Genomic DNA, 15,039 nt, shown 5'->3' on the forward strand with positions numbered 1-15,039 from the left:
CCGCAAATTTAAAACAATATATCGAATATACTATTAATTTCAAACGTTATACGCGCAACTAACACCTAGGATTCAAAAGCATTCATTTTAATTTAAAATAATACAGAAACCTGCATCCGGCCGGTATGCACGATGGCAGCGCCGCTGGCTTTGCGACCGTCGTAGGCCACTGACACATTCAGGCCATTGCTCAGGCGCTGTTCCAGGTTCAGGTTCCAGGTCATGTTGTTGCCGGGGCGAAGCGCATTCAGGATTTCCATGGCTACCAGCGAGCTTTGTTCGCCGCGAAAACCAACCCGAACGTAGCGCGTCGTGGCGGAGAGGGTACGCTTGCTAACCTGGCTCAGCCGGGTCTCGATACCTAGCTCGTCGAAAGTACCGCGCGTTTCCTGGTCGCTTTCAAAGGTATTCTGCTTGCTCGTGTGCAGGTACGTGCCGGTGAAGCGCAGTGTTGGAGTGGGCTGGTAACTAATTTCGGGCTGCACTTCGTAGATCAGCAACCGGAAGTTGCGATTAATTAGGTAATCGGAATTGTTGCCGCGAATGCTCCGGGTGGTGGTGACGCGCCCGGTGAACGACTGAGCGAGCGTCCGCCGTACCAGAAGACTTTGCGTGGCTAGGTTCCGTATCTCGCTTCCATTGGTCAGCAAGGTTTTCTGCTGATTCTGCTGCACCGTAAACTCGGCCCCGAAGATGGGATTGGAACGATTGAAATAAAGCGTGTTGCGAATCAGCTTATTAAGGGAAAGCAACAGTGAGTCATTGGTTTGCAGCGCAAACGGATTCAGGCGAGAACCTAGGTCTTTGTCAATCGTGCGGCGGTCGAGGGTCACGCTGGTGATGGCCGAAAACCGGGCGCCAAAGCCGCGCAAGCCGGGCTGGTCGCGCCATTGCCGCGGCGCGCTGCTCGTGAGCCGATAGCTGAAGCGGTTGGTAAACGCCACAATGTAGTTGTCGGTGGGCAAATACACTTTGATGTACGTGCGGTATTGTGCATCGGGCGTTTGAGCCTCAAAGAACTCGTCTCTTTCCTGAAGCTTATTGCCGTTGGTATCCTGCCAGTAGTGCGTGCCTTGCCCGGCCGGCACGGGCAAAAAGGAATAGTCACGCTTCAGTTCACGCCCCGTCGCGACGCTGTAGCTCAATTCCGAGCGCAACAGATTATTGAAGAAACCAGCATTCCAATCGAGCTTGCTGAGTACGGTGCGTTGGCGGGAGCTGTCGCGGGCAGCTAGGTCGCGGTACGTGAAGAGCAGGTTCAGGTCCTGACTTTTGCCCAGCCTGCTTGCGAAGGTACCCTGCCAAGTTTGGGCACGGCCGCGCAGGTACAAGGCGGTTTGCTCGGTATTAGGCGCTTGGTCGCGACGGTACGTGTAATCGAGACGGAAGCGCGTTTTGGCGCTGTCGCGGCTCTGAATAAACAGAGCGTGCTCGTCGAAGTAATTGGCCGAGGTGAGCGAATCGCCGCCAGGCAGCGCCACACGGTTTTTATCGAAGCGATACGCGTAGCCAGGCACGATAGGTCCGCCCACGTAGCGCCCGGTGGCCTCGCCCCTAGCCCAACTAGAACGCCGGTTGCCGGCCTGCGAATTGAGCACAAACAAAGTCCCGCGCAATTGTGCATTACCTAGCTGCTGCGCCGCATCGAGCCAGTGCTGAACCCCGTTCACCTCGCCAGCCCGGTAGCGGCGACTAAGCCGATATGAAATGGTATTGTTTATATCTTTTACAATGCCCGCCGAGAAATTGAGGATATTGTCTTCACGCGGCGTCCGATAAGAGCCATTGCCCTGCACAGTGTTGGTCGTACTCCAGTTACGGTCGAACTCAATGTCGCGGTAGCGGTCGATGGGCGCGAACTGCCGGCTGGTGTACTCATAATCGAGGGTACTCCGAAGCTTGTATTGCTTCAGCAAAGGTAGGTTCAGCGGCCGATCTTGCACCGCATAGCCAACCCGAAAAGCCCGCCCCGGCGTTGAAGTTGGCGAGAAGCGGTTCAGGTCAAGCTCCGAAGAAGCTAGGTCCACGAACACCGTAGCTGTTGAGTCGACGCGGTACCGGGTGCCGATGGTCATCATCTGTTTCAGCAGCGGAGTCGGCAGAAGCCTCACTGCCTGATAATTGCCTTGCAGCACGCCTGCCACAGGCTCTACATACTCAAACACCCGGCCGTTGGCTCCCGGGTTTTGCGTGCTGAGCCTATAGTCCCCTTGCCCCTGCGCCACTTCCGTGAAGCGTACGTTGTAGACGGCACTCAGCGAGTCCTTCGCGAAAACGAACATGGGTACCCGCTCACCAGCCACGAGCCGTATTTCGCGGTGGTACTGCACCTGCTGTCGGTTGTACGCTACCGCAACTACGCTGGTGTCAGGGGCCTGGCTGACCTGGTCGCCAGCGCTGCGCAGCAACTGCTTATCATCGGCCGTGAGCGTCAGGTTAGGCGAGTTATCGGGGTTGTCGGCTTCGCGATAGTAGTTGGCCTGCACACTGAGGCGACCTAGCTGCTGATAATGGCTCAGGTGAACCAGGGAGCGGGAATAGTTGAAGTCGGAGTACTCAAAATCAACTTTGAGGCGAGAGTTCCGGGTAATCAGGTGCTTGGGCGTGAAGGTGATTTCCGCCTGGTTGTAGTCGATGGTGTAGTCGAAATCAAAGCCGCGGGTCATCAGTTGCCCATCCAGGTACACGCGCTCTGAGTTGGCCAGCACGATGATAAACTGCTCGCCGTTTGGGCCACGCAGGCGGTACGGCCCTTGCACGTTCTCGATGGGCGTCAGATCAATCGAGGCAAATTTTCCTTTGGCTACGCCCCCAGCCAAGGTCGTGGTGCTGCGCCGGCCACGCCCCGGCGAAAAATTGGTTTCGATGGCCGCGCCCTGCACGTTTTTGTAGAAGCGCAGAAAGTAGTCGGGCTTATTGCGCAGCACCACGTCGCCGGCGGTCAGGTTCCAGCGCGGATGCGTCAGGGTGATGTAGATGCGGTCGAACTCCTGTAGCTGCTGGGTGTTGCCTTCCGGCTGAAAAGGCACATTCTGGTCGGAAATAGCCGCCGTCAGGTTGATCTGATCAGTTAGTTTTCCTTCCAGTTGCAGGTTGAGCGAGGAGTTGACGAACACATTCTGCGCGTTGCCAAACGACACCCCACGCGACAGATTGCCGGTTTTATTGATGCCCGGCGTGCTCAGAATCTGTTCTTTCACCACAAAATCCTGGTAGTCGCTCAGGCGCCGCGGAAAACCCAGGGTATCAATGAGGCTACGTGGCCGCCGATAATGCGGGGCGGTGAGCCGCAGGGGCAGCACCCGGTAGCTCACCAGTATAGAATCGAGGCTCGGGCTAGGTGCCAAGCTATCAGCTACCAACGGTACGCTGCCAGGCGCACGCACGATGCGGTACGTTTCAGTCCGCGCATTATAAGCTACCGAATGTCCGTTGGCCGTTACCGATGAAGGCACTACCGTTAGGGTATCGGGCAGAGCAAAGTTGATCGTATCCTGCCCCGGCATCAAGTGTACCCAGCGGCTACGTCGCGACGACATCCCGGCGAGCTGCTGGGCTACCGCTCTATCGGTTAGCAGCAACAGCAGCACCAACAGACAGCACCCTATCGGAAAAATACGCCGCGTAGAAGCTGTCATCAAATACTGCTAGGATTTGGTAGGAGAAGGTTTATTGATAAAACGCTGCCTAGCTCAGCTTATTTCCTAGGCCGGCTACGTTTCGGATGATACCTGACTACAAAGCTAGGTGCAATGGCTGGCTACAGCAAGAAGCCACTACATTGCTAACTTCCTATATATCACTGCCTTCTCTCTGCAATTATTATTCCGGGGCGAGCGGCAACTCGATGCAGAACACTGTCCCAACGCCTTCCTGCGTGTCAAACCAAATACTTCCGCCCGCACTTTCAATACCGCGCCGTGCTACAGCCAGTCCAATTCCGGAACCGGAAACCTTTGTTGTGAAGTTCGGCACAAATATCTTATCGCGCACCGCCTCCGGAACGCCCATGCCATTATCCCTGATGCAGATTCGCACCCGATTTCCTTCGGCGCGCTCCAAGCTAGCTTCAATAACAGGCTTACGGCCCGCCGGCACTGCTTGCAGCGCATTGATGAGCAGATTATTAAACGTACGAACCAGTAGGTTTTCGTCCGTAAAAACGACGTAATGTGCCTCAGCCGCATCAGCAGGCAGCCGCAACTGAATTCCGCCCGTGCCGGCGCCACCCTGGTGCAACCCCACGCAGCGCCGCAAGATAGGCACTACGTCCAACCGCTCCGGGCGCATGGCAGGCAAGTTGGTGAAGGTAGAGAAGGAGGTAGCAATGTCGCTGAGCACATCTACCTGTGTGATAAGGGTTTGCGAAATCTTGCTGATCAACTCTTCCGTGTTGGGCCGGCGCTCAGCAATGGCTTTCTGCAAAAACTGCAAGGAAAGCTTCATGGGCGTGAGCGGGTTCTTGATTTCGTGCGCAACCTGCCGGGCCATTTCTCGCCAAGCGGCTTCTTTCTCCTGGGTAGCTAGCTCCTGCTTGCTATCTTCAAGCTTCAGCAGCATTTCGTTGTATTCGCGCACAAGGAGCCCAATCTCATCCGACGCTTCGTAGGCTAACATTTCATTCTGCCCCGTAAGCGTCGTTTGCTTCAGCTTTTCGGTGAGGAGCTTAAGTGGCTCGGTGAGGAGCCGCGATGCCAGAAACGTCAGCAGCAGAAATAGAATGAACATCACCGTGAAAATGTTCAGGATGGTGCAGATCAGTTCTATCAATTTGTTATCCAGGTCTTTCTCCGAGTCAAAAAACGGGATACCCACGTACCCGATTACGGTGCCCGGCTGCCCGGCCCGCGCCGTAGCCCGCAACGGTAGGTAGAGCGCATTAAACGACAACGAGCCGGCACGCTCCGTCAGCAGCACCCGCGGCTGCGCCTGCTCGGCCAACGCAGCTACGGCCTGCGGATTCATCAACGGACTGAGTACACCCGACTCAAAGATCAGCGGCTGACTGCTTACTTGCAGCGCCCCATGCGCATCGTAGAGGTTGAGGTCCGTTTCGGTCAGGTTCGATACGTTATCGGCTAGCTCAACCAAGGCGGTGCGGCTAGCTGAGTCGGCCAGCAGAGCCCGGTTCTTTAATAGACTCTCCTGCACTGTCTTACCGCGGCGCTCGTAGGTGCGGCGTAAGTCCCGCTTGTAAGAATCCGTCACCTGACTGGCGGTAGCAACGCTCACGATGAGCAGCGGTACTACGATACCTAGGTTCAGAAACAGCTGAATCTTGGTGCTAAAGTTGGCCCGGAACAGATCAATGTAACGTCCTTCTACCACCATGTACAAGCCTGTGCACAGCAGGAAGAAGAACGAATGCAGCAGGAACAGAAAAGAGAAATTGGCCAACCAATCGCCAAAAGAGTAGGTCGCAGTTGTGACGACTACCGTTCGGTTTTGGGGGCCGCGCACACCTAGGTGGTGAAACCTGCGGATCGAAAGGCCCGGATCATACAGGCGCGGATCACGCAGCTGTTGCGCGGAAAGTCGGTTTACGTAGTCAAAATCACCTTCACTGTATACCAAGTGCCCGTTTTCGTAGCCTGCATAACTCAGGTCAGGACCTAGCCCTGGCTGGAAGAATTTCTGATCTACCAGCAACTCGGGCACTACACTATAGGCCGTGAGCTTTTTCAAGGAGAGTTCGAGCAAGATGGTGCAGGTACTGCCTGCAGGTGTGCGTACGGGCACAAAAGCCACGTAGCGTCTAGTGCTGAATGAGGTAGTGCCCCGAATCAGGTACAGATTCTTTTGGTCGGTGCTATCGGCGGTGTGCACCAGTCGCGCCCGAATCTGTGGAAGCGTTGTTGTACCTTGCTCGCCACTGATAGGCCGACCAGCGGCATCAAATAAGGTGACGACAATCTCGTACTTGTCGAAATAATCGCGCAGGTAATACTTGACGATTCGCTGACGGATTGACTCCGGATTAGTGAAGATGTTTGCCAGCTGAGTGGCAATATTCTGGTCAGCCGCAATTTCGCGGGTTCGCAAACCCAGCAGGTACTCTCCTTGCAGATCATTGTCTACTAATAAGTTACCTGCTATCTTTTTCTTGCTCGATACCAACTGGTGATCAAATCGCTCATACAAAGCCAACGCGCCCACAATCGAGCTGACGCTGAGCATCAGGAAAGTAAAAAGGTAGATCTGGTACGGAACAATCTCGCCTACTCGTTTCAGGCCGGTGAAACGAATCACCCAGAAGAATACCAGGGTAAGACCTAACAGTATGAAATGCACCTTCGTGAGCACCAAGCTCAGAGGCAAAACACAGAGCGCGCAGAGCGCCAGCAGAAACAAGCCCAGCACCCGCGTAGGAGGGCGAACTGACGCCAGAAATACCTGAGACAGAACGTAGAACCCTATCAGATACCCAGTAGTATGCAGCACGATAGCTAGGCACAGCAGCAGTTTGAAGCCCGACACCTGAATATTCTGAGTGACATCGAGCACCAGCTGCGAATTGTTGAAGCTGTTGGCGTAGAATTCGAACAACAACTCCAGCAAACCGAAGAAACTTAGCACAGCACTTGCCGCCAGTATCAGCCGTGGAGCTAGCTTGTTAATTCGTTGAATGCGGGTAATCAGGCCATAGTGGCGGAACAAGAACACGCTGTAGTAAGCCACCAGCAGGAACAGCAGCGCGTTGATCAGCAAGTCGCCGAGCGACGGCGACAGCCAGGAGGCGGCATATACCTTCGGGTCGAAGATGCGCACTTCGATAAAGGAGAACGGCAAACCGAAGTACAACAGCGCCGACCGGAACGCCACTAAGGGCAACACAGCCGTAGCGGTGCCGAGCAATGTGCGCCCTTTAATGAATTGCTGTTGCGATAGACGTGCCCAGCCATTCAAGTACAGCCCAAAACCTAGCAGCAACAGCGTTAGAGGCAAGTACTTACCGGTAACGGGATTGGGTTGCAAACTTTCCAGCGAGAACAAGTACGCGCCGGTGGCTGAATACAAGCGAGGCAAGCTGCGCTGGGTAGCATTAGCAACCAGCTTTACGTTTAGCCCACGAAACAAGGCTCGTTCTGCACCTTCCCGCAAGTAGCGGTTGCTGATGCTATAGTGCCGCTCCAGCGGAATATACGTCAGAATAGTGTAGGCGCCCGCGGGATGACGTAAGGCGAGAAACTGGCCAAACCGCATATCAACCAACTTCTCCCGAAACTTCTGCGCTACGTTTTCCGGCTCTGGCCGCGTCGTATGATCAGACCAGTACAGCAGCTTATCGCCTTCAAAAACAAAGCAAGGATACGTTGTACGCCCGACCAGCCACCCAAAGTTGAGTTCATTATTTCGTAAGCGTTCGGCTACTTCATTCGCATCGCGCTCAGCGGTGAGTTCGGCTTCCGTTACTAACGTTTGCAGACGAGCAGCATCGGTACGGAGCAGCACACCATCTCCCTGTCCGTAATAATTGCTCAGGTACGCTCCCAAGAAGCAGAGCGCCGCAGCTATCAACAACACTAACGGAGAGGAGCGCGAGTATATCAAATCGGAGTTATAAGGTAATGAATGTCAATAGGAAGTATTTTCCATAATAGGGCATTCAACAAAAATGCCGCCATTTGGCGGCATTTCCTAGCTCTTCTTGTCGAAACCAATCTATCTGATCGACGAGTATACGCCTGCGTGCATCTTAACAGATTGCACTACTTACGCTGGTGGGCGTGCCGATACCAGAAAAAACCAACTGCACCAATTAGCAAATAAGGAATGGTCATCAGGTACAGAATACCGGTGTTCAGGCCGGAAAAATCCTGGGCGTCCTTCTCCGTACGCGCCGACTCTACCTGGCTGCTGCACAAAGAGCACTGGGCACTTGCCGTTAGGGGCATCAGGCTCAGTAGAGAGCCTAGCAGAAACATCAATATTCCAGCAAAAACCAACTTTTTCATATCTTTTTAACAGCTTCTTTTCGGTAAAATTTCCTCTTTCAGGTACGCAGCCTAGGTGTAATACGGTGCAATCATAAAATAAACGACAACGCCCGTTACGGATACGTACAACCAGACCGGGAACGTCCAGCGGGCAATACGACGATGCTTGCTAAACTGCTGCGTTAAAGCAAAGTACAGCGTAAACAGCACCAATCCCACTGTTACGACTGCTAATGAAATGTGTGTTAGCAACAAGATAAAGTAGACATAACGAATGACACCGACCCCTCCAAAGTGGGTAGACGCTACCTGCGAGTGATATACCACGTAGGAAACCAGGAACAAGGAACCCAGTAGAAACGCCGCACTCATCATTAAGCGGTGCTGTACTACCTGATTGCGGCGAATGAAGTAATATCCGATCACCAAACAAATGGCTGTCAGTGAGTTAAGCACCGCATTTACGGCCGGCAGAAACTTAACCTGAGCACCCGGTATCCGAAATGTTTCTGGGAAGTAGTACAGCACTGCTACCAGCAGCGGCACTACTGCCGCTAGCGTGCCTAGGATGATCTTGTACTTGGTATAACTGCCCGGCTCAATGACGGGCTGCGTTGTCGTGGTCATAGGTGTACAATAAGACTTCGATTTCGGTGATGAGCCGATCTACCTCTTTTTGCTCAGTACCGTCGTAAATTCCTCTTATCCGCTTATCACGATCAACCAGGAACAGCTGCTGGCTATGTGTTAAACCAGGCGCGACGCCAGAAGGTGCCGGCAACCGATAATCTTGCGTAATCAGCCGATCTACCTGCGCTTTTTCTCCAGTAAGGAAAAACCATTTGCCCGCAATTGCTGCATAGCGCTCTGCATAGCTAGCTAGTACAGGCACTGAATCATGTACGGCATCTACGTCGTAGGATACGAGCTTCACCCGCGGCTCATGGCGGAACTGTTCCTGTACGCGCGTAAGCTGACTGTTTACTAATGGACAGGCTCCAACGCACGTTGTATAGAAAAAGCTAGCTACATACACCCCCCCAGCCAAGTCTTTCTGATTGACAATGCGGCCAGATTGAGAAGCTAGGTTAAAATTACCTAGCTGGTGAAAAACAGTATCGCGCTGCCACTTCCCTCCTACCAACGTCGAATCGACATGGTCAGGCAGGTAAGTTGGCAGCGCGTAACGGTTTGTGCCAAAGGTTGTCAGGAACAGAAACCCTAACACCGGCACCAGCAAAAGGAGGCCCAACAACAAGGTTTGCTTGGGCCGCATGTTTATTTGAAGGCGTTGAAGATAGCTTCGCCGATTGAGGAACCTTCTGAAACCAAGGCTACAAGCAGCCACACTAACAGCGCCATCGGAACCAGAATAGTCCAGATGAGAGCTTTGGTTTCATGCTTCAAGTGCATGAACTCAGCTACAATGAAGAAGGCCTTCAGTATAGTCATTACGATGAAGATACTGTTGCGGAATGTTCCGGCGGACATTGTGAAGGCCAACAAGAATTCAACAGCGGTAATAGCTACCAGAATGAAGAAGGTCTTCCAGATCCAGCCGGTATTTGGCTTCGGAATCTCACCGAGTTGGGTCGGAGTATTTGCTACGTGATGAGCCATGAAGTTCTACGTTTGAATGTTGAATCTTGAATTGTCTGCTGCACTGTTCAGCATTCAAAAATTCATTATACCAGATAAAAGAAGGTAAATACAAATACCCATACTAGGTCTACAAAGTGCCAGTACAGGCCGATTTTCTCAACCATTTCATAGTGGCCACGCTTCTCGAACGTACCATTAGTTGTGGCAATAAAGCTCCAAGTCAGCAAGCACAGTCCGCTAAATACGTGTGTGCCGTGGAAACCAGTGATGAAGAAGAATAGGTCACCGAACAAGGGCGGGCCGTACTGGTTCATTGCTAGGTTAGCACCGTGGAAGATTGAGCCGTCGGCCATCTTCGTACCAGCCTCAGTACCTTCAATGAAGTGGCTCCACTCCAAAGCTTGGCAGCTTACGAATGTAGCGCCGAATAAAATCGTCCAGAGCAGCCATTTCTGTACATCTGCTTTGTCCATACGTTGCCCGGCTTCTACGGCTAGCACCATTGTCACTGAACTGAAGATGAGGATCATCGTCATCAAAGCAACAAACGCCAGCGGCAGATCTACACCGTGAAAACCAGGAAAGGCATTAAACACCTTCTCCGGAATGGGCCAGTAAGCCGTCGAGAAAACAAACTCTTTGGCATCACCCACATAAGCCAGATGACGGTGCCGTATTAAGCCATAGGCGGTCAAAAAAGCTGCGAACGTAAAAGCATCCGACAGCAGAAAGAACCACATCATTAGCTTGCCATAGCTCGCCTTGAAAGGTTCATTGCCCCCATCCCAGGTGCCGGTACGCGGCTTTTCGAGAGTGGCGGACGAAGAAAGAGTCTGCGTCGTGGAAGTAGTAGACATAGCGTACGGGTAAAGACGAAATCAGTGGTTCAAAAGTAGGAACAAATACAAGTACAACCAAAGCCCACCTAAGAAGTGCCAGTAGATTGTGCAGTTCGAAATAGCGAGCATTTGGCGCGAATGTACTTTGTACTGCAAGCTACGCCCTAGGGTTATTACGAGAAAGACAAGCCCTGTAATAAGGTGAAATGCGTGAACCCCCATCAATACGTAAGTAAATGAACCTGATGGATTCGAATCGGTGCCACCGAAGTAAACTTTATTAGCTACCAGATCACCCCATACGTTCCACTGGCCAACCAAAAAGATAAGGCCTAGAGCAAACGTAATTAGCATCCCAATCTGTACTTGACGTACGTTGTCCTTACGTGCTGAAAACCAAGCCCATTGCATAGAAGCTGAGCTTAAGGCAATTACGACCGTATTAATCAGCAAACCACTAGGCAGGTCAAACTCCAGCCAGTTACCTTCCTCACGGCGTACGATATAGCCGCTGGTAAAAGCTGCGAACATCATGATGATGCTCACAATTATAAGAATCAAAAGCATCCGCAACGGGTGAACGCCGGTGCCTGGCTCTTTATCGGTGAGCGTTTCAGAAGAGTGCATAAAGCAGAAAACAGTTACAGTTTGTCAAACACCAGCGCGATCTGCACGATTGGCAGGTACAAAAACGACCCAAACATGATGTTCATCGCTGCCTTTTTGGAGCAAGTACGCATCAGATAGAAGGTCTGCATCAAGAAAAGCACGCCACATACTACTGCAATCAACGCAGATGTCTTACCAGTCATCCCAAACTCCAGGGGCAACAAACTTAACGGTATCAGCAGCAATGTGTAGGTCATGATCTGAAAGGCAGTGCGCATGTCTTTGCCTCCCGGAGTAGGAAGCATTTTGAATCCTGCCTTCTTATAGTCCTCATCTAAAACCCATGCAATGGCCCAAAAGTGCGGAAACTGCCACATGAATTGAATACCAAATAGGATCCAGGCTTCTACACCCAGCACACCCGTAGCCGCCACCCAACCTAACAGCGGCGGCATCCCACCAGGAATAGCGCCAACTGCTACGCACACCGGTGAGATGGTCTTGAGGGGCGTGTAGATGAAGCCGTACAGAATCAGAGACAGTAAGGAAAGTGCTGCCGTCAAAGGGTTGAAGAAATAACCTAGGATGAAAAGGCCCAACACTCCTATTAAGATGGCAAATATCCAAGCCTCTGTAATACTAAGCACTCCCATTGGTAAGGGGCGCTTAGCGGTGCGCTTCATCAGCTTGTCAAGGTTTACCTCATGGATTTGGTTAATTGTATTAGCAGAGCCAGTGACAGCCAGCCCTCCAAACAGCACCAATACGGCGAGGCCCCAGTTAAATTCTTTTACGCCTAATAAGTAGCCGATGGCGCTGGAAAATGCAACAGTAAGCGCTAAGCGGAACTTGAGCAGCTGAAAATAGGCCTTAACTTTTATCATCAATTGAGATCCAAGATGCCCGTTAGAGTGGGTCTAACAGGGGCGCAAAGTTACGCAACAACCCGCGGATAAGCGGCTTGCATAGCCGTTTTCGTCACACGATGGTATACCACACTGGTCAGAAATTGCACACCGAATAATAGTGTAGCAATTGTTAAATGCACAGGCTGAACTGCTGCTGGTAGTGCAAAGTAAGCCAGAGTCATACCTGCTACTATTTCCAATATGATCAAGGTCAAGCTGATAGTGGCAAGCTGATGTAGTTCTTTGGAGCGCAGCTGTAGTAGCTGGTACACGACGTATGCATTCACAACCAAAAGCACCAGTGAGAATGTACGATGGTAGCGAAATACTGCTCCCAGTTGCTCTATCCATTGGTCTCTGCTTGCATACTCGGCAGCAAAAGCCACAACATCTACCTGCTCGCGAACCTGTGTACCTAGTATTATTTGTGCAAAGGTCAGCAGCGTTGCTCCCCACAGCCATACGGAGAGCATACCCAATAGTGGTACTGTCGCAACAGCTTTCAATTCTCGCTGAGAACGATCAACCGCATAAATCAACATAGCAACAATTACGAGCGCTAAGCCCATATGAATCGTCACCATAATGGGTAAAAGATTGGTTGAGACAACTAAGGAACCTAGCCACCCTTGTACCCCGGTCAGAATCCATGCCCAAAAGGCTAACCAAAAAACAGGACGATCCAGCTTCCAATAAGGAAGTGCAAATACGACTGTTAAGAAAATGAATATTCCAATTAGAGCACCCAAGAGTCGATTTATGTATTCGATCCAAGTCTTCGTAACATTGAAATCTGTTTCTATATACTGGTTTGGATGAGCAAAAATATTTCCGGCAACTTGCTTGAAGCCAAACCGCTCTAAAGTTGAAGCTAACTTCTTATTCTTCGCTACCCGTTGTGCTGTGTACACCTCTTTGTAGCCAGTGGGGAGTTGCTTTATATCGGTAGGTGGTATCCACATACCAAAGCACTTAGGCCAGTCAGGACAACCCATTCCAGAACCAGTGCTACGCACAATACCACCCACCAAGATCAGCAAGTAAACTGCTACTACAGTTACAATACCCATGAGGCGGAATCGGTGTACAGAAGCGGACGTTGTGATACTCACTTGTTAGCTCTTTGTTTTCTTGATAACATACCTGAGCAGTGTTTTGCTCAAGTCATAAGAAAGAAATGTATCATTAGCTTTGAACGATTTTGCTACAAATGAAATGGGCTCCTGTAATACAGGAGCCCATTTCATTTGTAGCAAAATATCTTAGTCTTGCTCACGCTCATTCGGCATGTTAGAAGATTTCGTTTCTGAGAACGGAACGTTCTGTGGTATGAAATCTTCTGCAGCACCGGGCTTGCTGTAATCGTAAGGCCAACGATAAACAGCAGGAATAGCGCCGGGCCAGTTGCCGTGACCGGGAACTACAGGTGTAGTCCACTCCAGCGTGCTCGAACGCCATGGATTTTCAGTAGCCCGACGTCCGCGGAAAATGCTGTAGAAGAAGTTGAATATAAAGACGAACTGGCCCAAGAAGGCAAAAATCGCGGCAGCCGAAATAAACTTATTCAAATCAGCAAATTGGCTAAAGGAGTCAAAGCCAGTCCAAGCATAATAGCGACGTGGGAAACCAGCAATACCGACGTAGTGCATCGGCATGAACACTAGGTATACACCTATGAAAGTCAACCAGAAGTGAATATAACCTAGTTTTTCATCCATCATACGGCCGAACATTTTCGGGAACCAGTGGTACACGCCAGCAAACAAGCCGAAGAACGCAGAACTACCCATTACTAAGTGGAAGTGAGCCACTACGAAGTAAGTGTTGTGCATCTGAATGTCTAGTGCAGCATTACCAAGCACGATACCTGTCAAACCACCAGCAATAAACAGCGATACGAAGCCAATCGAGAACAGCATAGCGGAGGTAAACCGGATATTACCGCGCCATAATGTAGCAAGCCAGTTGAACACCTTTACACCTGAAGGAACGGCAATGATCAAGGTCAGGAACATGAACACTGAGCCCAAGAACGGATTCATGCCAGTTACAAACATATGGTGTGCCCATACTACGAAGGCCAACACAGAAATACCCAACAAAGAGCCGATCATAGCACGATAACCGAAAATAGGCTTACGCGCGTTTGTAGCTAGGATCTCAGACACCATGCCCATCGCAGGCATGATTACAATGTAAACTTCAGGGTGACCTAGGAACCAGAATAAGTGTTGAAACAGGATTGGTGAGCCCCCAGTGTTGTTTAGAGCCTGGCCGGCAATGTAGATGTCCGACAAGAAGAAGCTGGTACCAAAGCTTCGGTCAAAGATCAGCAGCAGTGCAGCTGAAAAAAGGACCGGGAATGACAAAAGACCTAATACTGCGGTTAGAAAGAAAGCCCAGATAGTGAGTGGCAGCTTGGACATTGACATGCCCCGGGTACGCAAGTTGATGACAGTAGTGATGTAGTTAACACCACCGAGCAATTGCGAGATGATAAACAAAGCCATACTTACCAGCCACATCGTCATACCTGCTCCCGACCCTGGAATAGCCTGTGGCAGGGCACTAAGCGGAGGATAAATTGTCCAGCCGGCAGCAGCTGGTCCAGTCTCCAGGAACAAGGATAAGAACATAACCAAACCGGAAACAAAGAAGAACCAGTAAGAAAGCATGTTCATGAACCCTGAAGCCATGTCACGAGCGCCAACTTGCAGTGGAATCAGGAAGTTGGAAAACGTACCACTCAGGCCAGCGGTCAGCACGAAGAACACCATAATAGTGCCGTGCATCGTTACCAAAGCTAGGTAAAACTCAGGGTTTAGCTTACCACCTTCAACCCACTTACCTAGGACAGGTTGCAGCCAATCCATAGTAGCTTCCGGCCAGCCCAATTGAATACGGAATAAGCTGGATAAGGCACCACCCATAATTGCCCAGAATATTCCTGTAATCAGGAACTGCTTAGCAATTATTTTATGGTCAGTACTAAAAATGTACTTGCTTATAAAACTTTGCTCGTGATGCTCATCATGGTGCAGATGCTCATCGTGCTCGGTACGTGGTTCAGTAGCGCCGATATCACCTTGCACTTGCGAGTGAACAGGAAGGTTAGCAGCCATAGCGTGCGATTAAGTAACGAAG

General features: G+C 51.1%; 11 protein-coding genes. All 11 read right to left on the reverse strand.

Features of this window, described 5'->3' with window-relative positions; all coding sequences use genetic code 11:
* Nucleotides 1-92 precede the first annotated feature (92 nt).
* Nucleotides 93-3,638 carry a DUF8818 domain-containing protein gene (locus IEX74_RS00750; protein WP_188809998.1) on the reverse strand — a complete coding sequence of 1,182 codons (3,546 nt, stop codon included), beginning with the start codon at nt 3,636-3,638 and terminating at the stop codon, nt 93-95.
* Nucleotides 3,639-3,822: 184 nt separating this feature from the next.
* Entirely contained in the window at nt 3,823-7,524 is a 3,702-nt protein-coding gene (locus IEX74_RS00755; protein WP_188810000.1) for a sensor histidine kinase, read from the reverse strand.
* A gap of 185 nt (nt 7,525-7,709) precedes the next feature.
* Nucleotides 7,710-7,955: a CAMCR motif-containing small membrane protein gene (locus IEX74_RS00760; protein WP_188810002.1), complete on the reverse strand. Its 246-nt coding sequence runs from the start codon at nt 7,953-7,955 to the stop codon at nt 7,710-7,712.
* Nucleotides 7,956-8,006: 51 nt separating this feature from the next.
* The gene (locus tag IEX74_RS00765; RefSeq protein WP_188810004.1) at nt 8,007-8,564 is read right to left on the reverse strand and encodes a DUF420 domain-containing protein; all 558 of its coding nucleotides are present in this window, start codon (nt 8,562-8,564) and stop codon (nt 8,007-8,009) included.
* Entirely contained in the window at nt 8,536-9,213 is a 678-nt protein-coding gene (locus IEX74_RS00770) for an SCO family protein (protein WP_188810006.1), read from the reverse strand. The genes IEX74_RS00765 and IEX74_RS00770 overlap by 29 nt, the downstream gene beginning before the upstream one ends.
* A 2-nt stretch (nt 9,214-9,215) precedes the next feature.
* Nucleotides 9,216-9,557 (reverse strand): cytochrome C oxidase subunit IV family protein, encoded by a 342-nt coding sequence (locus IEX74_RS00775; protein WP_188810008.1) that lies wholly within the window; start codon nt 9,555-9,557, stop codon nt 9,216-9,218.
* 65 nt (nt 9,558-9,622) lie between these two features.
* Nucleotides 9,623-10,396: a cytochrome c oxidase subunit 3 gene (locus IEX74_RS00780; protein WP_188810010.1), complete on the reverse strand. Its 774-nt coding sequence runs from the start codon at nt 10,394-10,396 to the stop codon at nt 9,623-9,625.
* A gap of 21 nt (nt 10,397-10,417) precedes the next feature.
* A complete protein-coding gene (locus IEX74_RS00785) occupies nt 10,418-11,005 on the reverse strand; it encodes a cytochrome c oxidase subunit 3 (protein WP_188810013.1) in 588 nt (195 codons plus the stop codon).
* Between the two features lie 14 nt (nt 11,006-11,019).
* Nucleotides 11,020-11,871: a heme o synthase gene (cyoE, locus tag IEX74_RS00790; RefSeq protein WP_188810015.1), complete on the reverse strand. Its 852-nt coding sequence runs from the start codon at nt 11,869-11,871 to the stop codon at nt 11,020-11,022.
* A gap of 50 nt (nt 11,872-11,921) precedes the next feature.
* Complete coding sequence (locus tag IEX74_RS00795) at nt 11,922-12,965, reverse strand: COX15/CtaA family protein (RefSeq protein ID WP_188810017.1); 1,044 nt, start codon at nt 12,963-12,965, stop codon at nt 11,922-11,924.
* 192 nt (nt 12,966-13,157) lie between these two features.
* Nucleotides 13,158-15,017 carry a cytochrome c oxidase subunit I gene (locus tag IEX74_RS00800; protein ID WP_188810019.1) on the reverse strand — a complete coding sequence of 620 codons (1,860 nt, stop codon included), beginning with the start codon at nt 15,015-15,017 and terminating at the stop codon, nt 13,158-13,160.
* Nucleotides 15,018-15,039 lie beyond the last annotated feature (22 nt).

It is taken from the genome of Hymenobacter cavernae (genome assembly GCF_014641455.1).
GTDB classification, from domain to species: Bacteria; Bacteroidota; Bacteroidia; order Cytophagales; family Hymenobacteraceae; genus Hymenobacter; species Hymenobacter cavernae.

Coding starts and splice junctions, on each gene's coding strand:
- IEX74_RS00800 (WP_188810019.1), bottom strand. CDS start 15,017: ATGGCTGCTAACCTTCCTGTTCACTCGCAAGTGCAAGGTGATATCGGC.
- IEX74_RS00765 (WP_188810004.1), bottom strand. CDS start 8,564: ATGACCACGACAACGCAGCCCGTCATTGAGCCGGGCAGTTATACCAAG.
- IEX74_RS00775 (WP_188810008.1), bottom strand. CDS start 9,557: ATGGCTCATCACGTAGCAAATACTCCGACCCAACTCGGTGAGATTCCG.
- IEX74_RS00760 (WP_188810002.1), bottom strand. CDS start 7,955: ATGAAAAAGTTGGTTTTTGCTGGAATATTGATGTTTCTGCTAGGCTCT.
- IEX74_RS00750 (WP_188809998.1), bottom strand. CDS start 3,638: ATGACAGCTTCTACGCGGCGTATTTTTCCGATAGGGTGCTGTCTGTTG.
- IEX74_RS00770 (WP_188810006.1), bottom strand. CDS start 9,213: ATGCGGCCCAAGCAAACCTTGTTGTTGGGCCTCCTTTTGCTGGTGCCG.
- IEX74_RS00795 (WP_188810017.1), bottom strand. CDS start 12,965: ATGGGTATTGTAACTGTAGTAGCAGTTTACTTGCTGATCTTGGTGGGT.
- IEX74_RS00785 (WP_188810013.1), bottom strand. CDS start 11,005: ATGCACTCTTCTGAAACGCTCACCGATAAAGAGCCAGGCACCGGCGTT.
- IEX74_RS00780 (WP_188810010.1), bottom strand. CDS start 10,396: ATGTCTACTACTTCCACGACGCAGACTCTTTCTTCGTCCGCCACTCTC.
- cyoE (WP_188810015.1), bottom strand. CDS start 11,871: ATGATAAAAGTTAAGGCCTATTTTCAGCTGCTCAAGTTCCGCTTAGCG.